Source organism: Paraburkholderia humisilvae (genome assembly GCF_902859855.1).
GTDB lineage: Bacteria > Pseudomonadota > Gammaproteobacteria > Burkholderiales > Burkholderiaceae > Paraburkholderia > Paraburkholderia humisilvae.
Genome location: NZ_CADIKH010000019.1, coordinates 24,948 through 51,070, shown reverse-complemented (window position 1 = coordinate 51,070; position 26,123 = coordinate 24,948). Strand labels below are relative to the sequence as shown.

Sequence of the window (26,123 nt, the reverse complement as noted above, 5' to 3'; positions counted from 1 at the left end):
TCTTTGGCGAAATTGCCATTTACCCCTCACTTTCTGCCACAACCATGTCAAGCCCGTTTCGCTCCGTTTTGCTGCTGGCTTTTCCGGACGTTCAGCTGCTCGACGTCTGTGGCCCCCTTCAGGTGTTTGCGTCCGCCAATGAAATCGCCGCGCAACACGGGCTCGACAGGCCTTATGCGACGCGCGTCGTCGCTGCCGACAGCGGCCTCGTGACCTCCGCATCCGGCCTCGCGTTACTGGCCGATTCGATACGGTCCGTGAAAGGGCCTATCCACACGCTGATCATCCCGGGTGGACGCGGCGTCATCGCCGCGGCGGCGGACGAGCGGTTGACCCGATGGACGCGGCGGCAGGCAGCGCGCGCATCGCGTGTCGCGTCGGTGTGCTCGGGTGCGTTTCTGCTGGCGGAGGCCGGCTTGCTGGATGGACGCCGCGTGGTCACGCACTGGGCCCGATGCGACGAACTCGCGCGTCGCTATCCTCAGCTTCGCGTCGAAACCGATCCGATCTTCGTTCGAGATGGCACCGTATGGACATCCGCGGGTGTCACGGCGGGAATCGATCTGGCGCTGGCGCTCGTCGAAGCAGACCTCGGCCGCTCGATCGCACTGGATGTCGCCCGCGAACTCGTCGTCTTTGTGAAGCGGCCGGGTGGCCAGTCGCAGTTCAGCGCGATGCTGTCGATGCAAAGGGCCGATGACCGGTTCGGCGAATTGCACGCGTGGATGGCCGCGCATCTTGCGTCCGATCTTTCGGTGCCGATGCTTGCGAAGCGCCTTCATATGAGCGAACGCAGCTTTATGCGGCATTACAAAACGCAAACAGGCCGCACGCCCGCGCGCGCGGTCGAGCAACTCCGGGTCGAAGCGGCGCAGCGGCTACTTGGCGAGACTTCATGGTCGATCAAGCGCGTCGCGACCCGTTGCGGATTCGGTAGTGAGGAGACCATGCGGCGCAGCTTCGTTCGTCTACTGCGTGTGGCGCCCCAAACATATCGGGAGCGCTTTTCGTTTTCATAGCATGTATGGCTGGCTTGCACGCAAACAGCGCGCTTTCCACATGGCATTTTCACGCGTCCTGCAGGCCGGTCTGCCATCAAATTGCAAAAACAATTAAGAAACGCGGAGTTCGATTGTTTTACGGCTTCGTCCGGAGTAGCTTTTTCCCCGAAGAATTTCACGCTTAACGGTGGCTGTTGCGCAGACGTGCAATGGCCCATACCTTCTTTCCTCGCGGAGTTTCAATGAGCCAGTATCGTTCCCAATTGCCCATGCTGGACCACGACCAGCTGTTTCTCGCCCCGGGAGGACTGGAAACAACGCTGCTCTTTCACGAAGGCATCGACCTGCCGCACTTCGCGTCATTTGACCTGCTCAAAGACGACGCGGGCGTCGCGCTCATCGAAAGTCATTTTGAGCGCTTCGCGACGCTTGCCCGCGAGCGCGGCGTCGGTGTCATGCTCACGACGCCGACATGGCGTGCGAATCGCGACTGGGGACGCAAACTCGGCTATTCGGACAGCGAACTAGCCGATGCGAATTGGCGCGCGGTTGATCTGATGCTCGAACTGCGTGCAAAGTGGCAGACGCCTCAAACGCCGTGCGTCATCGTCGGCACGATCGGCCCACGCGGCGACGGGTATCAGGCCGGTGCGCGCATGAGCGCCGACGAGGCGCGCGCCTATCATCGAACCCAGATTGAAACGTTCGCGGCGACTCAGGCCGATATGGTCAGCGTCAACACATTCACCTATATCGACGAAGCGATCGGCGCCGCGCAAGCGGCCCAAGCGTGTGCGATGCCCATCTTCGTTTCGTTTACTGTCGAAACGGATGGACGCCTGCCCTCAGGCGAAACACTACAGGAAGCCGTCGAACGCACCGACGCAGAAACTGACGGCCACCCAGCGTTCTTCATGATCAACTGCGCGCACCCGTCGCATTTCGAGTCGACCTTGCAAACAAGCGGCGACTGGCTACAACGCATTCGCGGCGTGCGGGCGAACGCATCGCGCCTCAGCCACGCCGAGTTGAATGACGCGACCGAACTGGACGAAGGCGACCCTGCGGACCTCGGCGCGCAATATGCGTTCTTGCGCAGGTTTTTGCCGCGTATGACGGTGGTCGGTGGATGCTGCGGCACCGACGTTCGCCACGCCGATCAGATATGTCAGGCGATGCAACGGGTCAGCGCCATTGAATTGCCGGCGTGAGCCCGTGCTGTACCGTCATTACCTCGCCGGCGGCAGCAGCTTCTGGTCGATGAACGACTGAAGCGCTTCGCAGAATGCATCGCGCGTATCGACTGCGGCATTGAATCCGGCTTTGCGAAGCTTGACGGTACTGACAAAAGCGACGGGGCCCGCTGGGGCGCCATACGCAAACGCGAAGTCGGCATGTTGATCGCCCTGTCCGACAAACGAACGCAGATCGCCGCTCGCGAGGCCGTACTTCTCGACGATTTTCGCCCAGACATCGGCGTTGTCGCGAATGTACTGCGCCACACGGGTAGGCTCGTCGCCACCGACCTTCACGCCCAGCGTCTTCGCCATCGCCGGCCACACGCTTCGCCATTCGAAGACATCGCCATTGGTAACGTTGAAGATTTCATTTGCCGCTTGCGGGGATTGCGCCGCCCACACCATCACCTGTCCGACGAGATCGGCGTCGGCCATTTCCCAAACGAACGACGGGCCGCCCGGAAAGCTGAATGCCTCGCCCTTCTCGCGCCGGATCGCCGCATAGACGCCGATGGCCGGAAGGACATTGAGCGCGCCGGGCGTCTTTCCGGTGACCAGTTGAGGACGCAACACGGTGTAGCTGAAGCCGTGCTTCGCCCCCGCGTCGCGAACGTAGTCCTGCTGATCGAAGAAGAAGTTCGCGTGATTGTCACGCGGGTCGCTCTCCCGTGCCGGAATGGCGATTGGGTGAAGGTGGACGCCGTATGCCTTCGTTCCCTGCAGGATGGACACGTGCTTCAGCTTCGACTTCCCGGACACGAGGGGTTCGATTACGTTGCGCAGCATCGCATTGTTGATGTCGATATGCTGCGCGTTCGACCAGCCGCTCACCAGATCATCGGCGTTCTCGTAGATTGCCGCATACGCGACATGCGTTACATCGGCGAGCGCGGACAGCGCATCACGGGAAGCACGCGCGTCGCGTAAATCCAGCGGGATAAACCCAAACTCTCGCCCACTCGGCAGTTCGGGCTTGCGCCGCGATAGACCGACCACATCCCAGCCCGCTGAAAGAAAGGATTCGATCGCGGCTACGCCGATGAGTCCGCTTGCTCCCGCCACCAGAACCTTGTTTCTCGTGCTCATTCCGTTACCTCCATTCCCGTCAATGCTGTTCGAGCCGCACACATCGAGATCCACTGCTGAAAATATCGAAGCTGCGTGAGGCGCTTCCCGACAAGGCCGTCGGTCAACGAAAATTTAGGCGTGTCGATAGGGACGCGGTAGTAGCGGTCACGGAATGGCGGTTATTCCGTGGAGTGATAGGTCGCTATGCCGGCGATCCGGGCTAGCGGCGCGGATCCCGCGCGGTGTTAGTCCGCGCTGTCACCAACCATAAAACCGCGGCCAGGTTTCCACGGAGCCATCTTCGAAAATTGCCTGATAAGCCGGATGTTGCGCTCCCGTCGCACACGCGTGGTTCGGCAGGATGCGAAGCAAAGTCCCGATCGGAAGACGCGTCGCGATGTTCTGGTCGACAGCGCCCACTCGCGAGACAATTCCATGCTCCTGGTTTGCACTCGTCATCACATAGTGTTCGAGCGGTTCACCCTCTTTTGAGCACACGAGGCCGTACCCGAAATCATGCTGCTGAGGTTGCGTGCCGCGATCGCGACTCATCGCCATCCAGCCCGCGTCGACGATCGCCCATCCTTTGTCTTCCTGATGGCCGATTACCGTAGTGAGCACGCTCAGCGCGATGTCGGACGTTTTGCAAACACCGACGTTATGCATCACAAGGTCAAACATCACATAGACTCCGGCGCGCACTTCGGTGACGCCGTCGAGGCGCTCGGCGGACAGTGCCGTCGGCGTAGAGCCGATGCTGACGACAGGGCAAGGCAACCCCACCGCACGCAGCCGTTGCGCGGCGCGAACCGATCCCGCGCGCTCCTGCTCCGCGATCCGGACCAGATCGCCATGAGTGTTGTACTCGTAGCTCGACCCTGCATGCGCAAGCACGCCACCCAGCTTCATTCCACCCTCCGCCAGCACGCGCCCGACCGCCAGCAGCAGATCGTCTTCCGGCGCGATGCCGGAGCGGTGACCGTCCACGTCGACTTCGATCCATACATCGAAGGCTTCTCCATGGCTGCGTCCGAACGCGACGATCGCTTCGGCGGATGGCACGCTATCGGTCATGATCTTCAGGCCGCAACCCCGGCGACGTAACGCGAGCGCCTGATTCAGCTTCGTGGGCGCCATACCGACGGCGTACACGATGTCATCGATACCCATCGCAAAGAACTGCTCGGCCTCTTTCAACGTCGACACCGTGATGCCCTGGGCACCCGCGGCGATCTGAGCCCGTACGATCGGTCCACACTTCGTCGTCTTCACGTGCGGGCGAAATCGCACGCCGAGTGCTTTGAGCCTGCTCTGCATGCGCTCAATGTTTTGCGTCATCCGGTTCACGTCGACGAGCGCGGCCGGTGTGCTGAGTTCCTCTATGTTCATGGTATGGTCCTTCGGGTTACAGCCAGCATCATAGCGCGGCGAAGTGAGTGTTGCTGCGGGCTGGCGGAAGGAGCGACCTTGACCTGGACACCTGGTCATCCTACTTTTCAGGCAGAAGGAGCGAACATCGACGAAGGAGTATAGCGATGGCGTCAAAAGCTTCTCTAACGTTGTACTTCGATGGGAACTGTCCAATATGCATCGCCGAGGTTCATCGGCTACGCCGCTGGGATCAGCACGACCAGATCCGCTTCATCGACATCAGGCAACCGGATTTCGATCCAACGCTGCTTGGTGTCAATCTCGCGGCCCTCAACAGGCAGTTGCACGGTTGGACTTCCGACGGCCACTGGGTGACAGGCATCGACAGCATCATTGCGGCCTATAGGCTAACCGGCCAAGGGTGGCGGGTTGCTCCGCTGCATGCCCCGTTGTTGCACCGCGCTTCACAGGTTGTATATCGTCTGATTGCGCAAAACCGCATGCGCATTTCGCGGTTGCTCAGGCTAAAGACCCATCCTTCATGCACGGACTCAAGCTGTTCCATTCAATTCGATTCGCGTCACTGGCACTCGACGCCGGGGCGTCATTGAAGCGGCTTGCGTTTGCGTGAACGCGCACCGTGCGTGCGGCAGGACTGATGCACGAGTGCGGTATCCTACGCCGATGCATAAATACGAAATCAACCGCGCGTTAGGTTTGACCCAGATTCATTTCGCGGTATTGCTGGCAGGCTGCGCAGGCCTGTTTGCGAAATTGCTGACAGTCAATGCGGCTCAATTGACGGCCGGGCGGACCGTGTTCGGCAGTCTGGCATTGCTACTGTTCGCCGTGGCGTCAAGGAAAAGCCTGCGTCTCGCCACGCTGAAGGACGCGGGCGCACTCGCACTATCCGGTGGCATACTGGCGCTGCACTGGTATAGCTTTTTTCATTCCATTCAAATCTCCACTGTCGCGATCGGCTTGCTGGCATTCTCGACATTTCCGCTTTTCACCACGTTTCTTGAACCGCTCGCTTTTCGCGAGCGAATCCACCGCGACGACGTGATCACTGCGCTGATCGTCACGGTGGGTCTGGTGCTGGTCACGCCGAGCCTCGATTTCCGGAACCACCTGACTCAAGGCGTCTTGTGGGGAATACTGTCTGCATTTGCGTATGCGGTACTCGCGTTGTTGAACCGTCTCTATACCGCCCGCTATCCGTCCGTCAGCATTTCCTTTTATCAGCAGGCGGTCGCCGCGCTGTGCATTCTGCCTTTCGCGTTTCAGGCGCAAGCCCCTATTTCGGCAACTGACTGGGTTTATCTGATTGTTCTCGGTGTGGTGTTTACGGCGCTTGGACAAGGGCTCGTCGTCGCCAGCCTGAAGCACCTCAGTGCACAAACCACCAGCGTCGTGTTCGGCCTTGAACCGGTCTACGGCATCGCGTTGGCCTGGCTGCTGATCGGCGAAACGCCCGCGATCAGAACCGTCATCGGCGGCGGCCTGATCTGCAGCGCCGTATTCGTCGCGTCGTTCAGGCGCCGTTAGAAACGGCCGCGGCGAACGCGGCGATCGACGCGGCGGCAATCCGAACTGTCGACCCAAGCGGCATAGAAGCACCGAACGATGCGTGCTCCCCTTCCGACGCCACAGTGCGGCGTATTTGCTACTACACTGAACACTTCAGACTCACCCGCGCGCCGTTTGGCAGGCACAGCGCGCCCCACTCTCGCCGCGTCTTCGATATGGCATCGCCTACGGTGGACCGTCGTACAGTGCTTGCACGCCTCACCCGTCTAGCACCGGGCCTGGCCGCCTTTGTCCATTACCGCCGCGAGGACCTGCGCCATGACATCGTGGCGGGCGTATGCGTCGCGTCGGTGGCGCTGCCCGTCGGCGTCGCCTACGCGGAACTGGCCGGCTTCAATCCCGCCATCGGCCTGTATTCATGCCTGTGGCCACTCGTCGCGTATGCGCTGTTCGGCACATCGCGACAGCTGATCGTCGGGCCCGACGCCGCGACCTGCGCACTGATCGCCGCGTCGCTGACCCCGCTCGCGGCCCCGGGCTCCGATGCCTATCTCGCGCTGTCGATGACGCTCGCATTCGTCGCAGGATTGATTTGCATTGCAGCAGGTTTGATCGGCCTGGGCGCGTGCGCGGACTTTCTGTCCCGGCCGATTCTCACCGGCTTCATGAACGGCATCGCGATTTCGATCGCACTCGGACAGGTCGGCAAACTGCTTGGCTTCAGGATCGAAACGACGGGCATCATTCGGCCGTTTATCGAAATCGTCGAAAAGGTGGGACAAACCCATCTTCCGACGCTGGCCGTCGGGCTAGGCGCATTCGCACTGCTCGTCGCGTTGCCGAAAGCCGCGCCGCGCGTCCCGACCGCATTGGCTACACTCGCCATCGCCGCATGCGTGGTGGGCCTCTTTTCGCTCGATTCCCATGGGGTGCGCACGATAGGCGCCGTGCCTGCCGGTTTGCCCTGGTTCACCGTGCCGCGCATTCCGTTCAACAAGCTCGACACGCTGGTCGTCGATGCCGCTGGTATCGCGCTCATTTCGTTTTGCAGTGCGATGCTGACCGCGCGAAGTTTCGCCGCGAGAAATCGCTACGAGATCGATGACGATCGCGAATTCGCCGCAATCGGTGCGGCCAATATCGTGTCGGCGCTGACGCAAGGGTTCGCGATCAGCGGTGCGGACTCGCGCACCGCGATGAACGATATGGCGGGGGGCCGCACGCAACTGGCGTCGCTGGTCGCAGCCGCGACGATTGGTCTGGTGCTGGTTTTTCTCACGAAGCCGCTACAGTACGTCCCAACTCCCGCGCTGGGCGCCGTGCTCGTGATGGCGGCCGTGTCCCTCGTCGATCTCGCCACATTGAGAACGCTGTGGCGCGAGTCGCGCGGCGAGTTCTTCATTTGCGTATCGGCCACCCTGGGCGTCGTGCTGTTCGGCTCGCTGAAAGGCATTTTGCTAGCTGTCGTACTCGCGTTGTTCCGCTTTATTCGCCTCGTCGCGCGGCCGCCCTGCGAGGTACTGGGCACGGTGGAAGGCATGAAGGGCTTTCACAGCATCGCGCGCCACGCGAATGCACGGCAAACGCCAGGGCTATGCCTGTTTCGTTTCAATGCGCCCATCGTCTTTTTCAACGCACGCCATTTCAAACTGTCTGCGATCAACGCGATCAACGCGACCGTCCCCGCGCCGCGATGGTTCGTGCTGGACGCCATAGCCGTCACGTCCCTCGACGTGACGGGGCGCCGCGTCGTCGAAGAATTGCGGGAGGAACTCGCCCGGCGCGGTGTGACGTTCGTGCTGGCTGGTCGCCGCACGCAGCGGCTGGAGTGGCGCGAGAGGCATGGACTCAGCCAGGTGGTGGACGAACAGCTGCACTTCCCGACGCTCAGAACCGCGGTCCGCGCTTTCCATACGAAACAGCAGGCCGATAGCCAGCCCGACTCCCAGATGTAACTCCAGTATTTCCAACCCGAAGAACTACGCGCGCATTGCCACCGTGCAAGCGTATTACTCGATCGCGGGCCGCGATCTGAGTATCCGGGGTGGATGCTCGCAACTCAAGGAGCAGACCGGTTCGGTCCGTTGGATCTTTGGGGCGACAAGACCCGTTCGTAAACGACACCTGGGCGCGCTCCTGCGCGAAGCGCGCGTCGATGCGCTTCGTCAGCCGGCTGTTCCTGTTCCTGTTCCTGTTCCCGATGCCCGCGCCTTACGAAACGGTTCGAGCACCGTCGCCGCTTCAAATGGACTGCTCGTACTCTTCGTGCTCTTCATCAGCGCGTCAATGCGCTGTGCGGTATCGGTCGATGGCGCGGGCGTGTAGACCATAATGCGCATCCCCGGCGCGTCGGGCACCTCGAGTGACAGCGCATCCAGTTCAAGCACACCCGCGACCGGGTGCTCGATGACTTTGCGCCAGTCGCTGCGCTTGAGCACCTCATGCTCCGCCCACCAGCGGCAGAAATCGGCATCGGTATCGTTCAGCTCTTCGACGAGATCACGCAGAAAAACTTCGCCTGATGGCCGCAGGATGTAATCGCCGCGGAACTGCGCAAGCACGCATTTCGCGTACGCATCCCAACCTCGGAACAGCGTACGCGCGCCGTCCTGCTGAAACGTGAACCACAGCAGATTGCAGCGCCCCGCCGGCATTTTCCGGAAGTCGGCGAAGACGCGCACCGCCGCCTCGTTCCACGTCACATAGTTCCAGTTGCCGTCGACCACATACGCGGGCATGTTGCCGAGCTGATCGAGCATCCGACGGACGGTATCGGTAACGTTCTGCGCAATCGGATAAGGCCCGGGCGGCGTGTAATGATTGGCCAGCTCGAACAGGTGCGTGCGTTCATGCGCGGAGAGTTTCAGCGCATTCGCGAGGCTTTCAATTGTCTTGAACGACACATTGACCTCCCTGCCCTGCTCGAGCCACGCATACCAGGTCACGCTAATGCCCGCGCGCTCCGCCACTTCTTCGCGGCGCAGCCCAGGCGTCTTGCGCCGGCTGCCGCACGGGAAGTCGATGTCTTCCGGCCGAAGACGCGCGCGCCGCGTCCTCAGGAAATCAGCCAGTTCATTCAAGCGCTGCTGCTTCTCCATCTGTCGCCTCCTCGCTTTCCCTGTTACTGCCATTACTAGTAATAGCAATTGCTAGATGCACTCCGTCAACCATGCCACATTGGCGCCGTCGGGATGCACGTTAAGTTCAGCACGGGTAGCGCCAGATTATAGATCGCGTCTGCGCGTGCGTGACGTAAGCAAAGTGCGAATGTCCCGGCAAAAACCAGAACATTCACGGAGACAATCATGCGTCGTTCGACCCGCTTTCATTGTGCGAGCGTTCTCGCCACCGCGGCCTTCATGCTCGCAACACCTTTGGCCGCGCGCGCGGACTATACCGGCGCACCGCGTACGTTCCTGTTCAACCCGGCCGTGCAGATTCCGTTCTCCGACACCGCGAAGTTCAAGAAGAAGCCACCGTACGTGATCGGCTTTTCGAACGCGGGCCTCGGCGACAGCTGGCGTGTTGTGATGCAGCAATCGTTGATGAAGGAAGCGTCCGAGCATCCCGACCTGATCAAGCAGTTGCTGATCACGAACGGGAACATGGACGATGCGAAGCAGGCGGCGGACATCCAGGACTTGATCTCGCGCGGTGTCGATCTGCTGATCGTCAGCGCGAACACGCAAAAGGCGCTCGATCCTGTCGTCACACGTGCGATGAAACAGGGCATTCCGGTCGTGATGGTCGACCGGCGTATTTCATCCGATAACTTTGTTTCGTTCGTGACCGGTTCGGACGCGATGATGGGCCGGCTCTGGGCGCAATGGCTTGTCGAGAAACTGCACGGCAAGGGCAACGTGATCATGCTCGCGGGCCAGGCAGGTTCCAGCGTCAGCGCGGATCGCGAAGCCGCCGCACATCAGGTGTTCTCGCAGTATCCGGGCATCAAGGTGCTCGACACTGTGTATTCAGACTGGAGTCCGGTCAAAGCGAAGCAGCAGATGCAGGCGATGATCGCGAAGTACGGGCACAGCATCAACGCGGTCTGGTGTGCGCACGGCCTGCCGGTTGCCGGTTCGATCGACGCATTTGTCGCGGCCGGTTTCAAGCCCGGCGAAATTCCGCCGCATACGACCGCCGACCTCAACGGCCCGCTGCAACTGGCGCTGAAGTACAAGATCCCGATGCTCGAGATCGGTTATCCGCCATCGATGGGCGGCACGTCGCTCGACGTCGCGCTCAAGGTGCTGCAAGGCCAGTCGCTGCCGAAAATCTATGAGATCAGCCCACAAATCGCGTTGACGCGCGGCGATGAGACCGCGTCGGTGCCGCACCCGGATCAGTACATCGACCAGCTCGTCGATGCGAAGGGTCCACCTGACGAAATCATCGATAGCGGCATGGGGCCGGGCTACAACCCGTCGACATTCAAGGTCAAGCTGCCGGGTGACAAATGAACCAGCGCGAACCCCTTCTCGCCGGCGCGCATCAACCCGCTTCAGCACAGCCCGACGTGATCGAAGCGGTCGGCATCACCAAGCAGTTCCCCGGCGTCAAAAGCCTCGACGCGGTCAGCTTCGGCGTGCGTGGCGGCGAGATTCATGCGCTGGTCGGCGAAAACGGCGCAGGCAAGTCGACGCTGATGAAAGTGCTCGCAGGCGCTTATACGCCGGACGAAGGCGAATTGCGCTTCGATGGGCAGCCGGTCGAGTGGAAATCCCCCGCGCAAGCGAAAGCACGCGGCATTCACATCATCTACCAGGAACTGGTGCTGTTTCCACAGTCGAGCGTCGCGCAGAACATCTTCGCGGGGATGGAACCCCGCACGCGTCTGGGCTTCATCGATCATCGCGCGATGACCGAACGCGCCGCGACACTGCTTCGCGAGCTCGGCGTGCAACTCGACCCACGCGAACGCGTCGGCACGCTGTCGGTGGCCAACCAGCAGATGGTCGAGATCGCGAAGGCCATGGCAAGCGAGATACGCGTGCTGATCCTCGATGAGCCGACCGCCGTGATCGCAGGAAAGGAGGTCCAACTGCTGTTTCAGCGCTTGCGCGTGCTGCGCGAACGCGGAGTCGCGATCATCTACATTTCCCATCGCCTCGATGAAATTTTCGCGCTTTGCGACCGCGTGACCGTGATGAAAGACGGCTGCAAGATCGCCACACAGCGGGTGGCCGAGACGTCGCACGACGAACTCGTGCGGATGATGGTCGGCCGGGAAATGAAAGATATCTACCCGCCGAAAGCCCACCTGGATACGGACATCAAGGTGCTGATGCAGGTCGAAGGGCTGCACGTCGGCAATCGCGTAGCCGATGCGTCGCTGTGCGTGCGCGCCGGCGAGATCGTGGGTCTCGCCGGCATGGTCGGCTCCGGGCGCACCGAACTCGCGTCGGGCATCTTCGGCGCGTTGCCTGCGCGTGGTACGGTCGAGGTGCGCGGCGCGCGCCATGCCCGCATGACGCCAGCCACGGCGATCCGGCTCGGCCTCGGCTTCGTCACCGAAGATCGGAAGTCGGAAGGCTTGCTGATGTACCTGAACGTGGCGCAAAACGTCACCGCTTCGACGTTGCGCAGCGTGTCCCGTGTTGGCCTGCTGCGTGCAAACGACGAACGCGCCGCAGGCGCAGCCGCGATTCGCGAATACAGCATTGCGGGAGCTTGGCCCACAGGCAGCGTAGCCACCCTATCGGGCGGCAACCAGCAGAAGGTGCTGATCAGCCGCTGGGTTCGCGTATGCACCAGCGTGCTGATTCTCGATGAGCCCACACGCGGCGTCGATATCGGCGCGAAGGCGGAGATCTACCGGCTGATGCGACAACTGACGGAGCGCGGCCTGGGCATCCTGATGATCAGCTCCGAGTTGCAGGAGGTGATCGGGATGTCCGACCGTGTACTTGTGATGCGTGAAGGGCGCATCGCCGGCGAGCTCAGCGGCGAGCAGTTGACCGAGCACGACATCATGGCGCTTGCGACGGGCTCGCGGTCCACCCACACGGGAGGCGCGCATGCGTTCGCCCATTGACCGCTCACCCCGGTTTTTCAGGCGTCACGTCGTGCCAAACGGCGCTGGCTATATCGTCACGGGCCTGATCGTCGTGCTGTTTATCGCAGGCGCGAGCGTCAGCGACCGGTTTTCGACGCTGTCGAATCTGCTCAACATCCATCAGCAGTCGACGGGACTCGCGCTGGTCGCACTCGGCCAGACCCTTGCTGTGCTCACAGGCGGCATCGATCTTTCCGTCGGCTCGTTGATCAGCGTGACCGCGACGCTCACCTCCGGGCTCTCGGACAGCACCCAGGGCGCATGGGAAATCGCGATTTCGGTCGCACTTGCATTGTCTATTCTCGTCGGCTTGCTAAACGGTCTGCTCGTGCTATGGCTTCGCGTGCATCCGCTGATCGTCACGCTGGGCATGGGCGCCGTGTTGCAAGGCGGCATCCTGTACTACGCGAGCGGCCCGGCGGGCAGCGTGCCCGACGGCTTCGACGCGCTGGCCTACGGCCGCTACGCAAACCTGCCCGTGACCGCGACAATCGTGCTGCTGCTGTACGTCGCGATGTCGTACTTCATGCGCAACACACGGCTCGGCCGATACGTGTACCTCGTCGGCGACGACCAAAACGCGGCAACGCTATCGGGCATTCCCCGCAAACGCGTGATCCTGTTCGTCTACACGTTCTCCGCACTCTGCGCGGGTTTGACCGGTGTCTACCTCGCGGCGCAGTTCGGTTCAGGTCAGCCGTATCTCGGCGCGAACTACACACTTGCGTCCATCACACCGGTCGTCGTTGGCGGCACCATTCTGAGCGGCGGGCGCGGTGGCGTCATCGGGACCTTGCTCGGCGTGTATCTGCTCAGCATGCTGAACAATCTGATCAACTTTGCCGGCGTGCCTTCGCAATATCAGCTGATCGTGCAAGGCATCGCGATTATCGCCGCCGTCTGTATCAACGTGCAGCAGAAACGGAGGATCGCATGAACTCGGTTGCTCCGCGTCGTGATGCCACGCCCGCGCGCGCCCGCCCGCTCGTCGTCGCGCAGCGTTACGGCATCTATCTGTTTCTGGTGTTGCTGATCGCGTTGTCCGGCGCATGGTCGCCGACCTTCCTGCGCATCGACAACGTGCTCAATATGCTGGTGCAGTTCGCACCGCTCGGCATCGTCGTGATCGGACAGTCATTCGTGGTGCTCGTCGGCGGACTCGACCTGTCCGTCGCTTCCGTGATGGCGACGGCCGCCGTCGCCGCAACCGCATTCGACGGCACCAACCGCTCCGCGCCCGCGATCTTCGGGATCACGTTCGTGCTATGTCTGGGCGCGGGACTGCTTAACGGGCTGCTCGTCACGAAGCGCCAGGTGTCGCCGTTCCTCGCGACGTTCGCCACAGCCGTCGTGCTCGACGGCCTGCGCTTCGCGTACACGCAGGGTGCGCCGTCGGGCAACGTGCCACCGCTCTTTCACGTGATGGGCACCGGCTCAATCGCCGGCCTTCCCGTCAACGTGCTGATGCTGGCGTTATGCGCCGTGCTATTCGGCACGCTGCTTCATCGTTCGACGTTCGGGCGGCGCGTGTATATGGTCGGCGGCAATGCGATCGCCGCGAAACTGGTCGGTGTCAGCCCGGACACGGTGCGTATCGCCTGCTATGTGATCAGCGCGCTGCTTGCGGGACTCGCCGGGCTCACGTTATCCGGCTATGTCGGCATTGTCGATAACTGGGTGGGACGCGGTTTCGAGCTCGACTCGATCGTCTCCGCCGTGATGGGCGGACTCGCGCTCTCCGGCGGCCGCGGCTCGCTACCCGGTGCGCTCGCGGGCGCCGCGATCCTCGTCATCGTCTTCAACATCGTGCTGCTGCTCGGCATGCCGGTGCAGGCGCAGATCATCGTGAAGGGCGCGATCATCATCGCGGCGTCCGCGTGCTACGTGAGCCGCCGGCGGCGCTGAACTATTCAATCGCATCAGGCCATCCAACGTGGCCCGTCAATCAGAGGAGTCGAGACATGAGAGCTGTGCGTTTCCATTGTGCCCACGATATACGCGTTGAAAATGTGCCGGACCCGACCGGCATGGGCGCCGATCAGATGATTGTGAAGCCGCTGTGGTGCGGCATCTGCGGCACCGATCTGCACGAATACCAGGCAGGACCGATTGTCGTGCCGACCGAGCCGCACGCGTTGACGGGCGCCAAGGCGCCGCAGGTGTTGGGCCATGAATTCAGCGCCGAAGTGGTCGAAGTGGGCAAGGACGTGAAAACCGTCAAGCGGGGCGACCGGATCTCGGTGATGCCGCTCGCGTCATGCGGGCAGTGCTATTACTGTGTGCGCGGCATGCGCCACCTCTGTACGAAGATGGGTTGCGTCGGTCTAAGTTGGAACGGCGGCGGCATGGCCGAGTACACCGTGCTCAACGACTATCACGCGAACCGCCTGCCCGACAGCGTCAACGACAAACAGGGCGCGCTGATCGAACCGGCCGCCGTCGCACTGTACGCGGTCGACCGCGGCGGCGTGACGGTCGGCTCGACGGTGCTGATCACCGGTGCGGGGCCGATCGGCGTGCTTGCCGCGCTCGCCTGCCACGCAGCCGGCGCGACGAAGATATTCGTCAGCGAGCCGAATGCGGCACGTGCCGCGAAAATGGCCGGCTTCGGTGTGACGACGGAAATTTTCGATCCATCCGATGGCGAGCTGCCGCAAAAAATCCGCGACCTGACTGAAGGTGTCGGTGTCGACGTGGCGATCGAATGCGCGGGTAACCAGCATGCGCTCAATGCCTGCGTCGATGCGGTGCGCTCGGCGGGCGCCGTGGTGCAGGCGGGTCTGCATGTCGGCCACGCAAACGTCGATCCGATGAAATGGTCACTCAAGGACATCCGTATCGAAGGCACCTGGTGCTACCCGGTGACGATCTGGCCGCGCATCATCGGCATGATCGCGAACGGCAAATTCCCGGTGGAAAAACTGATCCACGATCTGATCGATGCCGACGATGTGGTCGCAAAAGGCTTCGACGTCCTGAGTGACAAAGGCAGCGACAAGATGAAGATTCTCATCAACCCTCAGACACGGTGACCCCATGCCGCACCCGCAATCGCAGCAAACGCAGGACCCACAGCACCCCCGCCGGATCGGCTGGATCGGCCTCGGCAAGATGGGCACGCCGATCGTGCGCAATCTGCTCAATGCCGGATTCGACGTCACCGTCTACGACGTCGATCGACAACGTCTGGACGAAGCGGTACAGCACGGCGCTAGCCGCGCCGGTGATATCAGGAGCGTGGCGCGCGCCGCGCAACACGTCTTTTCGATCATCCCGGACGACAGCGTGCTACGAAATGTCGCGTTGGGCACCGATGGCGTGATCGCGAACGCCCACGACGGCGCGGTCTATATCGACATGAGCACCGTGTCGCCCGCCGCTTCCGGCGAAGTCCGCGACGCCGCCCGCAAGCGCGGCGTCGGCTACGTCTGCGCCCCGGTGTCGGGTAGCACCGTGCTCGCGGAGAAAGCACAGCTAACCGTCTTCGCATCCGGCCCCGAGCAGGCCTATACGCAGGCGTTGCCCGTCTTCCGGTCACTCTCCGCGCGCCAGTACTACGTCGGCGAGGATCAACAGGCGCGCTATCTGAAGCTCGCGATCAATCACCTCGTCGGTTCGACTGCCGTGCTGCTCGCCGAAGCGCTGACGCTCGGCACGAAGGGGGGCGTAGACTGGTCCGACATGCTGACGGTGATCGGCGATAGCGTGGCCGCTTCGCCGCTCGTGAAATACAAGCTGGGGCCGCTGAAGGAACGCGACTTTTCGCCGGCCTTTTCGACCACGCAAATGCTTAAGGATATGTCGCTCGTCGTCGATGCCGGCACCGCCGCAGGCGTGCCGATGGCCGCCGCCGCGCTCGTGCGCGAGCAGTTCGCGCAGTACGCACAAGGCGATGGCGCGGAGCTCGACTTCTTTTCCATCGTGCGCGCCGTCGAGGCGCATGCGGGCATCGTCCGCTGAACTTGCTGATCCCTTTCTGGAGCCACCATGCACTACACCGTCTACTGCCTCGATCACGACAATATGGTCGAGCGCCGGCTTGCGCACTACGAAGAGCACAAGGCCTATCTCGCGACCGCGCCGGTCAAAATGGTGATGTCGGGTCCACTGCTCGCCGGCGACGAAAAGACTATGATCGGTAGCTTCTTTCTCTACGAAGCCGACGATATTGCCGACGTAATGCGCTTTAACAGCAACGACCCGTTCAACAAGGCGGGAATCTGGCGCACGGTCGATATCCGACCGTTCCTCAAGCGCGTCGACAACCGCTAACCGCCTATCGGATTCGACCCATGCGAAATCTCGACGAGAACACGATTACCGATGCCGTCCTGGCTCGTCACGCACAAGCCACCGATGAACGGCTCAAAGACATCGTCACGAGTCTCGTGAAGCATCTGCATGCCTTCGCGCGCGAGGTGAATCTGACCGAGCGCGAGTGGGAAGCAGGCATACGCTTTCTCACCGAAGTCGGCCATATCACTGACGAGCGCCGTCAGGAGTTCATCCTGCTGTCGGATACGCTCGGCCTTTCGATGCTCGTGACCGCGATGGCGCATCGCAAGCCGGAGGGCTGCACCGAAGCGACGGTATTCGGCCCCTTCTTCGTCGACGACGCCCCCGCGTATCACAATGGCGACGATGTCGCCAACGGTGCGCGCGGGGAGCCCTGTTTCGTATCGGGCGTCGTGCGCGGGCCGCATGGCGAACCGGTGAGCGGCGCGCGCATCGAGGTCTGGCAAGCGGACGCCGCGGGCTTCTACGACGTCCAGTACAGCGACGCCGACACCCATCGTGCGAGAGGCGTGTTGCACAGCCTGCCGGACGGGCGCTATCACTTCCGCTCGATCGTCGCGGAACCGTACCCGATTCCGCATGACGGTCCGGTCGGACGCATGCTCAATGCGCTAGGGCGGCATCCGTGGCGCCCCGCGCATCTGCATTTCATGATCACCGCACCCGGTTACGAGCGGCTCGTCACGCACGTGTTTCGCGAAGGCGATCGCTACCTCGACTCGGATGCGGTATTCGGCGTGCGCTCGTCACTGATCGCCCCTTGGCGCCGGCATGAGCGCGGCACCGCGCCTGACGGTACGGTCTTCACGACGCCATTCAGCACGCTCGAGTTCGACTTCGTCCTGAACCGCTCGTCATGATCTCATTCACCTACACCAGCCGGCCCGGCCGAATCGTCTTCGGCACGGGTTCGCTCGATCAGCTCGCGGCCGAACTCGATGAACTGTGTATCCGGCGTGCGCTCGTTCTATGCACGCCGGAGCAGCGCTTTCTCGCTGACCGGGTGCGCAGGCTGGCGGGCGAGCGATGCGTCGATATCTTCGATCAGGCCGTGATGCACGTGCCTGTCGAGACCGCGCAGGCGGCCGTGGCCGCGGCACGCGCCGCGGGTGCGGATGGTCTGGTCGCCGCGGGAGGCGGCTCCACGCTCGGGCTGGCGAAGGCGATCGCGCTCGAAACCTCGCTGCCGATCCTCGCGATTCCGACCACCTACGCGGGCTCCGAAGTCACGCCGATCTACGGTCTGACGTCCGCCAGCGAGAAGAAGACCGGCAAGAGCTATCGCGTGTTGCCGCGCACGGTGATTTACGACGCCTCCCTGACGCTGACGCTGCCGGCCGCCCTTTCGGCGACCAGCGGCCTGAATGCGATCGCACATGCCACTGAAGGTCTGTACGCGCAGGACGCGAATCCGGTAATGTCGCTGTTTGCCGAAGAAGGGATACGCAGTCTCGCACGCGCGTTGCCCCGCATCGTCGCGCGGCCCGACGACATCGAAGCGCGCGAGGCCGCGCAATATGGCGCATGGCTGTGCGGAACCGTGCTCGGCAACGTCGGCATGGCGTTGCATCACAAGCTCTGCCATACGCTTGGCGGCAAGTTCAACCTGCCGCATGCCGAAACGCACGCCGTGATGCTGCCCTACTCGATGGCGTTCAACCTGCCGGCTGCACCGGATGCGCTACAGCGTCTTGCGCGAGCGCTCGATGTGCAGGATCCGGCGAGCGCGCTGCATGCGCTCGGACGCACGCTAGGCGCGCCGGCTTCGCTAGGCGCGCTGGGTTTGCGCGCCGCGGACCTCGACACCGCTGCGACCGCTGCGATGCAGGCGCCCTATTACAACCCGCGACCGCTCTCTTACGACGCGGTACACCGTTTGCTGCAATGCGCGCTCGAAGGCATCCAGCCGGACTGCCGGATGTTCGAACGCGTATAAAAACCTATCCCTGCGTAACTAACAAGCACTTTTTAGATCCCACTCCTTATGGAAAAAAAAGCACTCATCATCGGTGCGACAGGTATTGTCGGCGGCAATCTCGCGCACCATCTGCTCGCTCGCGGCGACTGGCACGTAACGGGTCTGTCCCGCGGCCGTACCGCGCAACAACAGCGCATCGAATCCGTCACCGCCGACCTGACTTCGCCGGAGTCGGTGACCAACGCGTTGAGCGGCCGCGACTTCAGTCACGTGTTTTTTACCGCGTGGGCGCGGCAAGCCACCGAACGCGAGAACATCCGCGTCAATGGCGCGATGGTGCGGCACGTGCTGGATGCACTCGGCCCTACGGGCAAGCTGAAGCATGCCGCGCTGGTCACCGGGCTCAAGCACTACCTCGGCCCGTTCGAAGCATACGCAAAGGGTAACGTGCCGCTTACGCCGTTCCGTGAGGAACAAGGCAGGCAGCCCGTCGATAACTTCTACTACGAGCAGGAAGACCGTCTGTTTGAAGCGGCGCGCAAGTACGGGTTCGGCTGGAGCGTGCATCGCCCGCATACGATCATCGGCTTCGCGCTCGGCAACGCGATGAACATGGGCGTGACGCTCGCCGTGTATGCAACGCTATGCAAAGCCACCCAACAGCCGTTTGTGTTCCCCGGTTCACCCGCGCAATGGGACCGTCTCACCGATATGACCGATGCGCGGCTGCTCGCGCGGCATCTGGAATGGGCGGCAACATCGCCGAACGCGCGCAACGAAGACTTCAACGTCGTGAATGGCGACGTGTTCCGCTGGAAATGGATGTGGTCGCGTATTGCGGACTACTTCGGCATCGAGCCGGCGCCATTCGACGGACAGATCCGGCCGCTCGAAACCCGCATGCAGGACGCGAGCAAGCAATGGGCCGACATTGCCGCTCGTCACCAGTTGAAAGAGTCCGACATCGACCGACTGGTTTCGTGGTGGCACACGGATGCGGACCTCGGGCGCCCGATGGAAGTGTTGACCGATATGACGAAGAGCCGCAAAGCCGGTTTTCTCGACTATCAGAGCACGCCGGATGCGTTCTTCGCGCTGTTCGATCAGTTGAAGGCGCAACGCATCATCCCTGCGTAAGCCCATCCGGCTAGCGGGGCGCGTGCATGCCGGCACGCGCCCCAACCGCGTCACACGCGGCAGCCGCGTCAGATCACATTGATCGCCACATCGATGTTGCCGCGCGTCGCCTTCGAATACGGGCACATTTCATCCGCGGCGTGCACGACCGCCTCGGCGACGTCGCGTGCGATGCCCGGCAGGCTGACGTCGAGGTGCGCCTGAAGAAAATACGCACCGCCGGTCATGCCGAGATCGACCTCGATATCGAGCGCAAGGGTGAATAGGTCAATTGCCATTTAAATCGTATGCGATGTAATCGCGTGGACGGAATAATGGTCGATGAATCGCAAAACGTCAATCGCATGCGATTTAATAGTTCGATATGTTTGATAGCCAGAGCCAAATGACCCGGCAGGCGCCCAGCAAAACCGCCTCGCAAAGGGCGGCCGGCGCGGCTACCAGAACGCCTGGCCGCGCTGCAGCAACTCGACTACGCTTTTGATTGCATACTTAACCGAACGATTTCGATGGCGGCGCCGATGTGCCGCTGGAGGACCAGCCTCGATGAGCCACGACTCAGGGTCAAAACCGGACAGCGCGACAGCCACCCTTCAGCCGGTGGACGACATAAGCGGTTTCGACGACCACTCGATCGTCGAAGACCCGAGCGTGCGCGATCATCCCCGTCACGCGCAGATGTTTCCGGTTCTCACCCAGGCGGAAATCGAGCGGGTGAGCCGCTTTGGCAGCCTGTGCCGTTTCACGGCAGGCGAACTGCTTTATCGCGCGGGCAACCCGTGTCCGGGCATGTTTCTGTTGCTCTCCGGCAAGGTTCGAGTGGTCGGCCGCGACGGTCTCGGCCACGAGCGGATTATTCACACGTATACGCATCGCGGCGATTTCACCTCGGATGTCACGCAGCTATCGAACAAGCCCGCCGTGGTGGACGCGCATGTGATCGAAGCGGTCGAGGCCGTGTTGCTGCGGCCCGATGAGCTCAGCGACATGATGATCAGCGAAGCTGACGTCGGCGAGAAGATCATGCGCGCACTGATTCTGCGCCGCGTGCTGGTGATCGAGCGCGGCCACGGCGTCGTGCTGGTGGGCTCATCGAGCGACGCGCGACTGCTCGCGTTGCAGAATTTCCTGCGCCGCAACGCGTTCCCGAACATCACGCTCGATGCGAACCAGGATGCCGAGGCCATCGCACTGCTCGAGCGTCTGACGCCACAGCCTGACGATTTCCCGCTGGTCGTGTGCCCGAACGGCACGGTGTTGCGCAATCCCGACGAGGGGCAACTCGCATCGTGTCTGGGGCTGATACCGGAGTTCGATCCGACCCACGTGTACGACGTGGCCATCGTCGGCGCCGGACCGGCAGGACTCGCCACAGCCGTCTATGCAGCATCCGAGGGACTGTCGGTCGCGGCGCTCGACTGTCGCGCACCGGGCGGCCAGGCGGGCACGAGTTCGCGCATCGAGAACTACCTGGGTTTTCCGACCGGCATTACCGGTCACGCACTGGCGGGCCGCGCATTCGTGCAGGCGCAGAAGTTCGGTGCACATATCGGCATTCCGTGCGAAGTCAAAGCGCTGTATTGCGACCGGCAACCGCCTGTCGTCGAGCTTGCCGATGGGCGCCGTATCACGGCGCGTACGGTGGTCATCTCAAGCGGCGCCGAATATCGTCGTCCGGCGGTCGATGGGCTCGAGCGCTTCGAACGCAGCGGCGTCTATTACTGGGCCACGCCGATCGAAGCGAGGTTGTGCCGCAAGGAGCCGGTGTTGCTGGTCGGTGGCGGAAATTCAGCGGGCCAGGCCATCGTGTTTCTGGCGTCGCATGCCGAACACGTTCACGTGCTGCTGCGCGGCGCGAGCCTTGCGAACAGCATGTCGCATTATCTGGCCGAACGCGTGACGTCACTGCCAAACGTAACGGTGCACACGCACATCGAATTGACCGCGCTCGAAGGCGACCCGCGACTTGAACGTGTGCACTACCGTAGCGCGAGTGGCATTGAAGGCAGCATGACGACGCATCACCTGTTTGTGTTTATCGGTGCGGAGCCGAATACCCGTTGGCTGAAGACATGCGGTGTGCAGCTCGATAGCAAAGGGTTCGTGCTGACCGGTGCCGACCTCGCGGCAGAGGGCGTGCCGTCAATGCCGCTGCAAACGAGTGTCGAAGGGGTGTTTGCGATCGGCGATGTGCGCTCAGGGTCGACCAAACGGGTGGCATCGGCAGTCGGGGAAGGCGCAGCGGTGGTCGCGCAAATTCATAGTCTGCTGGCAGCGAAGCGGCGGCTGTAGCCCACACGCAGCTGAAGCGACGCTTTTGCCTGCGATGTTAGCTCGTTGCGTCGCTGGCGCTCGCGCGCCGCGCCGCTTCCTGCACACCGCGCACGGCCGCGGCAACGATCAGCCCGGTAAACAGCAAGCCGACCAGACCTAGCACGACTGCGTCGATCCGGCCGAGCATGGTGGTGGGAACCACGTCGCCGTAACCGATCGTCAGTGCCGTGATTGCGCAAAAGTACACGGTTTGCCCCATCGGCGACGGCGTCCGATTGACCGTCTCGACCGGCCCTCCGAAGTGATACATGCCAATCGTCAGCATGACGAACAACACCATCAGGCCGATCAGGAAAGGGCGCAGATACCAGATTGTCGTGCAGAATTCCTGCATGATGTCGCGCGCCCGCAACGGGATCGCTTTTTCTTTTTTCGCACGCTCCATGTGTGCTCCTCTCGACAACGCGTTAAGGAACCTGCTTTCGGGCGGCGCGATGACACTCATCCCGGGACTGGGTCATCGCGGTGGCCAAATTGTTCGAAGAGCAGAAGCACCCCGCACGCGTAGACCGTCACCACCAGAAAAAGCCCCATACGCACCGCGAACGCGGTGTAGACGTCCTTGCCAGCCGCACTATCCTGCACGGATTGACCGAGCAGGATGATCAGCGTGACGAGTCCGTTCAGCCAGAATCCGGGCGAATACCGCGTCGGGCTGATCCGATAAAGCTTGCGCCCGACCAGCAAGCCGAACAGCACCATCCACAGGTAGAACATCCACAGATTGACAAAGAGCCTGAGCGCGAACCAGAACACGATCGCAAGCAGCCCGCCGAGCAAGGTCGAGCCAAGCAGTTCGCGCGCCGCGTCACGCGCGGATGTCGCGCAGCTCTGCCGGCCGAGACTGACGGATTTCATGATGATCGGCATGTAGCTGGCCGGATCATTCATCGCAAGCAGCCACGCGGGCATCACGACCAGTGCGGCCCGCAGCGCGATCCGCCTGCTACGCCGGGCCTGTTCGTCCGGTATCGCGGTTGAACCGGCTGGCGGCCGCTGGACCGGCTGCTCGGGAAACAGCACATGACTCACCACCGACACCCACACAGCCAGCAGCAGCCCCTTCACCAGCGCGCCCGTGACGGTGACGCCCAACTGGAAATCAGCCGTGCCGGCTGCCGTGATCATCGTCAGGCCGGCTGCCAGAAAAGTCGCCACCAGATTGTTCCCGCCGCGCAGACCATAGTCAAAAGCGAGAAAAAGGCCAAGGCCGACCAGCAGTACGCCGGCGGCCGGGTAATAACGCAGCAACGGAACCAGCAGCAAGCCGCTGCCGGTCGTCGCCGCCACCATCAGAGCGAGAGCCAGTCCGGCCTTCAACGTGAGCGGCCGAGGCTGCGTCGCCAGCAGAAATACGGCGAACACGGGTGCAATCACCGGAATCGGCAGATCGAGCGCGAAACTGATCGCGACGCAAAGCGCCGTACCGGTAGCCATGCGCAATGCGCGTCGCCCGCGGGAATGGAGCGTACTCGGCATAGACGGGTTCAGTAGAGATAGGAGAGCCAGCTCATCGCCCAGATGAACACTCTGCCTGGCGGATTGAGCGGATTGCCCTGAAGCGGAAACGCCATCACCTCGGCCTGCCCGCCCACACGGATGTCATGCAGCCGCGCACGCTCGTCCTTCGCGAATTCGACGATCACCGGAAAGCGTTGCGCCGGCCGCAGCCAGTCGCGACTGTTCTGCACCGTCGGCAGACTGCCGGGCGGCGTGCCCGGTCCCACACTGACGCCATATCCGATGCTGCGCACGCGACCGTCGAACCGTTCTCCTGGCCGCGCATCCAACGCGATCAACACAGGCGTGCCCGGCTTCAGGTGACCCAGATTGTTCTCGGTCATATCCGCGCTGATCCACACGTCGCGAATCGCTATCAGCGTCATTACCGGGTTGCCGGCCGCGGCGAACTGGCCGACTTCGGTACGCAAGTCGGTGATCACACCCGCTGAGCGCGCCCGTACCGTTGTGTTGGCGAGATCGAGTTCGGTCTTTTCCAATGCGGCGGCGGCGCTACGCAGTTGCGCATTGTCCGCGTCGCTGCCGCCTTGCTGTTCGCGCGCGCGTTCCACTTCCGCCTGGGCCGCGGCCACCTGGCTGCGAGCCTGATCGTAGGTCGCGCGCGCCACTTCCAGGCGCCGCAGCGAGACCGTGCCCTGATCCTCGCGGTAAAGCCTTTCGAGCCGCTCGCTGTCCTGGCGCGCTTTGACCTCATTGGCCATCGCCGCGCGCAACGAGGCCTGCGCCGACTCGATGCCGGCCGTGCTCGCGCCGATCTGCCGGCGCGTCGACTCGAGATCGGCACGCGCGCGATCGACGGCAATCCGGTAGGGCTCCGTATCGATCTCGAACAGCACGTCACCCGCGTTCACCTGGTCGTTGTTGTGCACGCGGACGCCGGTTACCCGCCCCGAGACCTCCGCGGCGACCGGCACGACGTTGGCTTCGATGCGCGCCTGTTGCGTGTAAGGCGTCAAGCGGTCCGCGAGCAGATACCAGATCAGGCTCACCACGATCAGGCATACGACCCATCTGAGCGCCTTTCCCGACGGGTCGGCGGCAGGCGCAGTCTGCTTCGGCGGTGGCGCGGCGGAGGGCTCGGGCATATCGCTCATTGGGACGCAGGTCCGGACGAATGGGGGGTAACCGCGGGCGTATTCGTCTCGTCCAGCAGATCGCCCCAGTCGGTACGGTGCTGCATCTGCTGGCGGGTCGCCGGATCGATCAGCGGCTGGTCCGAATACCAGCCGCCGCCGACCGCCTTGTAGAGCGCGATCAGACTGCCCACCGCATTGCCCCGGTTGACGATATAGGCGTCCTGCTGCGCGAACAATGCACGTTGCGCATCGAGAACCCGCTGGAAATCCGAGTACCCTTCCCGATAGATCGTATTGGCAAGCGAAAGCGAACGCCGCGCGGCTGCTTCCGCGTCGTGCAGGATCGTGTCGCGCTGCAACGCCGCGAGCATCGCTGTCGCGGCATCGTCGGCCTCGCGCGCCGCCTCGCGCACGGTGTTCTGATAGACGACGATCGCCTGCTGAAGGCGGGCATCCTGCACGCGCACGTTGTTGGTGATCTTGCCGTGGTCGAACAGGTTCCACGTGACGCTCGGCCCCCCCACGACGGCAAGCGTGTTCGGCGACCCCGTCAGCGAACTGGCGCTCCAGACCAGCGAGCCCAGCAACGACACGGACGGATACAGATCAGCCTTCGCGACGCCGATCAGCGCGGACTGCGCGGCCATCTGAAACTCGGCCGCGCGGACGTCCGGACGACGTAGCAGCAGATCGGCCGGCACGTCCTGCAACACCGCCCGGTCGACGAGCGGAATCACGCCCGACTTGTCCGGCTGTACCTCAACCTCCGGCAATGGGCCAGGCGGCCTGCCGATGAGCACGCATAGCGCATGACGCGCGAGTACGATCTGGCTCTCGAGGTCGGGAATACTGCTCAACGTGCCCAGATACTGCGTCTTCGCCTGCTGGAGGTCGAGTTCGTCGCTCTCGCCGCTCTTGAAGAGCTTCTGCGTGATGTCGTAGCTGCGCTTTTGCAGCCTCGCGTTTTCACGCGCGATGCGCAGCCGCGCCTCGGCGGTACGCAGCGTGAAATACGTATCGGCGACTTGCGCGTGCAACAGGACCAACGCATCATCCCGGTTCGCTTGCGACGCAAAGAACGAAGCATCAGCCGATTCGATCGCGCGGCTGAAACGCCCCCAGAAATCCAGTTCCCAACCGATACTGAAACCCGCGCCGTACTGCCAGTAACCGCCCGAGCGCGTGTTGAATCCATCGGAGCGTTTGCGCGCCGAGTAAAGCACGTCGGCATTGGCTTGTTGCACTTGGGGGTAGCGTCCCGCAACGGCAATACCCAATTGGGCGCGCGCCTCGATCACGCGTAGGCCGGCAATTTTCAGGTCGCCGTTATGCGCATCGGCTTCGACCATCAGTGCTTCGAGATTCCCGTCATTGAAGACGGCCCACCATTGCCGCGCGTCAGGTTCCACGCCCTGCTCAGTGACCTGCTCGATCGATGTGCTGCTCCAGTGTTCGCTCCAGTCCTCGTGCTGCGGCTGGAAATCCGGCCCTACTCGCGCACACCCGCTCAGACACGCTGCACCGAGGAGCACTAGCGAATAGGGGCGCACGATGGCGGACACGGCTCGATCCTGGCAA

Annotated in this window: 23 protein-coding genes and 1 pseudogene; 16 read left to right on the top strand and 8 right to left on the bottom strand. The window is 62.6% G+C overall.

From position 1 onward, the window contains the following. Window positions 1–44: 44 nt before the first annotated feature. Both HV796_RS20705 and HV796_RS20700 read left to right on the top strand, forming a co-directional pair. The gene (locus HV796_RS20705; protein ID WP_175228377.1) at window positions 45–1,019 is read left to right on the top strand and encodes a GlxA family transcriptional regulator; all 975 of its coding nucleotides are present in this window, start codon (window positions 45–47) and stop codon (window positions 1,017–1,019) included. Between the two features lie 224 nt (window positions 1,020–1,243). Further along, the gene (locus HV796_RS20700; RefSeq protein WP_175228376.1) at window positions 1,244–2,212 is read left to right on the top strand and encodes a homocysteine S-methyltransferase family protein; all 969 of its coding nucleotides are present in this window, start codon (window positions 1,244–1,246) and stop codon (window positions 2,210–2,212) included. 18 nt (window positions 2,213–2,230) lie between these two features. Here HV796_RS20700 and HV796_RS20695 read toward each other — a convergent pair whose 3' ends face one another. Both HV796_RS20695 and HV796_RS20690 read right to left on the bottom strand, forming a co-directional pair. Then, entirely contained in the window at window positions 2,231–3,325 is a 1,095-nt protein-coding gene (locus tag HV796_RS20695; RefSeq protein ID WP_175228375.1) for an SDR family oxidoreductase, read from the bottom strand. A gap of 240 nt (window positions 3,326–3,565) precedes the next feature. Further along, on the bottom strand, window positions 3,566–4,696 hold the full coding sequence (locus tag HV796_RS20690) for a DSD1 family PLP-dependent enzyme (protein WP_175228374.1): 1,131 nt from the start codon (window positions 4,694–4,696) through the stop codon (window positions 3,566–3,568). A gap of 146 nt (window positions 4,697–4,842) precedes the next feature. Between HV796_RS20690 and HV796_RS20685 the strand changes: the two genes are divergently transcribed. From HV796_RS20685 to HV796_RS20675, 3 genes are all read left to right on the top strand, one after another. After that, window positions 4,843–5,289, top strand: a complete 447-nt coding sequence (locus tag HV796_RS20685) for a thiol-disulfide oxidoreductase DCC family protein (RefSeq protein WP_175228373.1) — start codon at window positions 4,843–4,845, stop codon at window positions 5,287–5,289. Between the two features lie 106 nt (window positions 5,290–5,395). Further along, window positions 5,396–6,226 (top strand): DMT family transporter, encoded by an 831-nt coding sequence (locus tag HV796_RS20680; RefSeq protein ID WP_217477957.1) that lies wholly within the window; start codon window positions 5,396–5,398, stop codon window positions 6,224–6,226. A 212-nt stretch (window positions 6,227–6,438) separates the two neighbouring features. Next, the gene (locus HV796_RS20675) at window positions 6,439–8,163 is read left to right on the top strand and encodes a SulP family inorganic anion transporter (RefSeq protein WP_217477955.1); all 1,725 of its coding nucleotides are present in this window, start codon (window positions 6,439–6,441) and stop codon (window positions 8,161–8,163) included. Window positions 8,164–8,373: 210 nt separating this feature from the next. Here HV796_RS20675 and HV796_RS20670 read toward each other — a convergent pair whose 3' ends face one another. Beyond that, window positions 8,374–9,306 carry a helix-turn-helix transcriptional regulator gene (locus HV796_RS20670; RefSeq protein ID WP_175228370.1) on the bottom strand — a complete coding sequence of 311 codons (933 nt, stop codon included), beginning with the start codon at window positions 9,304–9,306 and terminating at the stop codon, window positions 8,374–8,376. Between the two features lie 207 nt (window positions 9,307–9,513). Between HV796_RS20670 and HV796_RS20665 the strand changes: the two genes are divergently transcribed. Genes HV796_RS20665 through HV796_RS20620 form a run of 10 tightly spaced genes read left to right on the top strand, consistent with a single transcriptional unit; the run spans window position 9,514 to window position 19,614 of the window. Further along, window positions 9,514–10,668 (top strand): ABC transporter substrate-binding protein, encoded by a 1,155-nt coding sequence (locus tag HV796_RS20665; RefSeq protein ID WP_175228369.1) that lies wholly within the window; start codon window positions 9,514–9,516, stop codon window positions 10,666–10,668. Continuing rightward, window positions 10,665–12,242, top strand: coding sequence for a sugar ABC transporter ATP-binding protein (locus tag HV796_RS20660; RefSeq protein WP_175228368.1), 1,578 nt, complete (start codon window positions 10,665–10,667; stop codon window positions 12,240–12,242). Before HV796_RS20665 ends, HV796_RS20660 begins: the two co-directional genes overlap by 4 nt. After that, window positions 12,226–13,200, top strand: coding sequence for an ABC transporter permease (locus HV796_RS20655; protein ID WP_175228367.1), 975 nt, complete (start codon window positions 12,226–12,228; stop codon window positions 13,198–13,200). Before HV796_RS20660 ends, HV796_RS20655 begins: the two co-directional genes overlap by 17 nt. Continuing rightward, complete coding sequence (locus HV796_RS20650) at window positions 13,197–14,168, top strand: ABC transporter permease (RefSeq protein ID WP_175228366.1); 972 nt, start codon at window positions 13,197–13,199, stop codon at window positions 14,166–14,168. Before HV796_RS20655 ends, HV796_RS20650 begins: the two co-directional genes overlap by 4 nt. A 56-nt stretch (window positions 14,169–14,224) precedes the next feature. Next, entirely contained in the window at window positions 14,225–15,295 is a 1,071-nt protein-coding gene (locus tag HV796_RS20645) for a 2,3-butanediol dehydrogenase (protein ID WP_175228365.1), read from the top strand. 4 nt (window positions 15,296–15,299) lie between these two features. Continuing rightward, on the top strand, window positions 15,300–16,223 hold the full coding sequence (locus tag HV796_RS20640) for an NAD(P)-dependent oxidoreductase (protein WP_175228364.1): 924 nt from the start codon (window positions 15,300–15,302) through the stop codon (window positions 16,221–16,223). Between the two features lie 27 nt (window positions 16,224–16,250). Continuing rightward, entirely contained in the window at window positions 16,251–16,535 is a 285-nt protein-coding gene (locus HV796_RS20635; protein WP_175228363.1) for a YciI family protein, read from the top strand. 20 nt (window positions 16,536–16,555) lie between these two features. After that, complete coding sequence (locus tag HV796_RS20630) at window positions 16,556–17,419, top strand: intradiol ring-cleavage dioxygenase (RefSeq protein ID WP_175228362.1); 864 nt, start codon at window positions 16,556–16,558, stop codon at window positions 17,417–17,419. Beyond that, window positions 17,416–18,495 (top strand): maleylacetate reductase, encoded by a 1,080-nt coding sequence (locus HV796_RS20625; protein ID WP_175228361.1) that lies wholly within the window; start codon window positions 17,416–17,418, stop codon window positions 18,493–18,495. The genes HV796_RS20630 and HV796_RS20625 overlap by 4 nt, the downstream gene beginning before the upstream one ends. A gap of 48 nt (window positions 18,496–18,543) precedes the next feature. After that, complete coding sequence (locus tag HV796_RS20620) at window positions 18,544–19,614, top strand: SDR family oxidoreductase (RefSeq protein WP_175228360.1); 1,071 nt, start codon at window positions 18,544–18,546, stop codon at window positions 19,612–19,614. Window positions 19,615–19,682: 68 nt separating this feature from the next. Here the strand turns inward: HV796_RS20620 and HV796_RS20615 are convergent. Next, window positions 19,683–19,871, bottom strand: a pseudogene (locus HV796_RS20615) (OsmC family protein); the annotation flags it as partial. A 289-nt stretch (window positions 19,872–20,160) separates the two neighbouring features. On the opposite strand from HV796_RS20615, the gene HV796_RS20610 reads away from it, so the two are divergent. Next, window positions 20,161–21,906, top strand: a complete 1,746-nt coding sequence (locus HV796_RS20610) for an FAD-dependent oxidoreductase (protein ID WP_175228359.1) — start codon at window positions 20,161–20,163, stop codon at window positions 21,904–21,906. Window positions 21,907–21,943: 37 nt separating this feature from the next. Here HV796_RS20610 and HV796_RS20605 read toward each other — a convergent pair whose 3' ends face one another. From HV796_RS20605 to HV796_RS20590, 4 genes are read right to left on the bottom strand one after another with little or no spacing between them, the layout of a single operon-like run. Continuing rightward, a complete protein-coding gene (locus HV796_RS20605) occupies window positions 21,944–22,333 on the bottom strand; it encodes a potassium channel family protein (protein WP_175228358.1) in 390 nt (129 codons plus the stop codon). A 56-nt stretch (window positions 22,334–22,389) separates the two neighbouring features. Next, the gene (locus HV796_RS20600; protein WP_175228357.1) at window positions 22,390–23,427 is read right to left on the bottom strand and encodes a DUF2955 domain-containing protein; all 1,038 of its coding nucleotides are present in this window, start codon (window positions 23,425–23,427) and stop codon (window positions 22,390–22,392) included. A gap of 8 nt (window positions 23,428–23,435) precedes the next feature. Continuing rightward, complete coding sequence (locus tag HV796_RS20595; RefSeq protein WP_175228356.1) at window positions 23,436–24,563, bottom strand: HlyD family secretion protein; 1,128 nt, start codon at window positions 24,561–24,563, stop codon at window positions 23,436–23,438. Continuing rightward, the gene (locus tag HV796_RS20590) at window positions 24,560–26,107 is read right to left on the bottom strand and encodes an efflux transporter outer membrane subunit (RefSeq protein ID WP_175228355.1); all 1,548 of its coding nucleotides are present in this window, start codon (window positions 26,105–26,107) and stop codon (window positions 24,560–24,562) included. The genes HV796_RS20595 and HV796_RS20590 overlap by 4 nt, the downstream gene beginning before the upstream one ends. Window positions 26,108–26,123: the final 16 nt, after the last annotated feature.

Excerpts from the sequence above, each read along its gene's own strand:
- HV796_RS20665 (WP_175228369.1), top strand. The coding sequence starts at position 9,514 with ATGCGTCGTTCGACCCGCTTTCATTGTGCGAGCGTTCTCGCCACCGCG.
- HV796_RS20655 (WP_175228367.1), top strand. The coding sequence starts at position 12,226 with ATGCGTTCGCCCATTGACCGCTCACCCCGGTTTTTCAGGCGTCACGTC.
- HV796_RS20610 (WP_175228359.1), top strand. The coding sequence starts at position 20,161 with ATGAGCCACGACTCAGGGTCAAAACCGGACAGCGCGACAGCCACCCTT.
- HV796_RS20660 (WP_175228368.1), top strand. The coding sequence starts at position 10,665 with ATGAACCAGCGCGAACCCCTTCTCGCCGGCGCGCATCAACCCGCTTCA.
- HV796_RS20690 (WP_175228374.1), bottom strand. The coding sequence starts at position 4,696 with ATGAACATAGAGGAACTCAGCACACCGGCCGCGCTCGTCGACGTGAAC.
- HV796_RS20685 (WP_175228373.1), top strand. The coding sequence starts at position 4,843 with ATGGCGTCAAAAGCTTCTCTAACGTTGTACTTCGATGGGAACTGTCCA.
- HV796_RS20700 (WP_175228376.1), top strand. The coding sequence starts at position 1,244 with ATGAGCCAGTATCGTTCCCAATTGCCCATGCTGGACCACGACCAGCTG.
- HV796_RS20705 (WP_175228377.1), top strand. The coding sequence starts at position 45 with ATGTCAAGCCCGTTTCGCTCCGTTTTGCTGCTGGCTTTTCCGGACGTT.
- HV796_RS20695 (WP_175228375.1), bottom strand. The coding sequence starts at position 3,325 with ATGAGCACGAGAAACAAGGTTCTGGTGGCGGGAGCAAGCGGACTCATC.
- HV796_RS20635 (WP_175228363.1), top strand. The coding sequence starts at position 16,251 with ATGCACTACACCGTCTACTGCCTCGATCACGACAATATGGTCGAGCGC.
- HV796_RS20670 (WP_175228370.1), bottom strand. The coding sequence starts at position 9,306 with ATGGAGAAGCAGCAGCGCTTGAATGAACTGGCTGATTTCCTGAGGACG.
- HV796_RS20625 (WP_175228361.1), top strand. The coding sequence starts at position 17,416 with ATGATCTCATTCACCTACACCAGCCGGCCCGGCCGAATCGTCTTCGGC.
- HV796_RS20595 (WP_175228356.1), bottom strand. The coding sequence starts at position 24,563 with ATGAGCGATATGCCCGAGCCCTCCGCCGCGCCACCGCCGAAGCAGACT.
- HV796_RS20620 (WP_175228360.1), top strand. The coding sequence starts at position 18,544 with ATGGAAAAAAAAGCACTCATCATCGGTGCGACAGGTATTGTCGGCGGC.
- HV796_RS20600 (WP_175228357.1), bottom strand. The coding sequence starts at position 23,427 with ATGCCGAGTACGCTCCATTCCCGCGGGCGACGCGCATTGCGCATGGCT.
- HV796_RS20650 (WP_175228366.1), top strand. The coding sequence starts at position 13,197 with ATGAACTCGGTTGCTCCGCGTCGTGATGCCACGCCCGCGCGCGCCCGC.
- HV796_RS20605 (WP_175228358.1), bottom strand. The coding sequence starts at position 22,333 with ATGGAGCGTGCGAAAAAAGAAAAAGCGATCCCGTTGCGGGCGCGCGAC.
- HV796_RS20640 (WP_175228364.1), top strand. The coding sequence starts at position 15,300 with ATGCCGCACCCGCAATCGCAGCAAACGCAGGACCCACAGCACCCCCGC.
- HV796_RS20645 (WP_175228365.1), top strand. The coding sequence starts at position 14,225 with ATGAGAGCTGTGCGTTTCCATTGTGCCCACGATATACGCGTTGAAAAT.
- HV796_RS20630 (WP_175228362.1), top strand. The coding sequence starts at position 16,556 with ATGCGAAATCTCGACGAGAACACGATTACCGATGCCGTCCTGGCTCGT.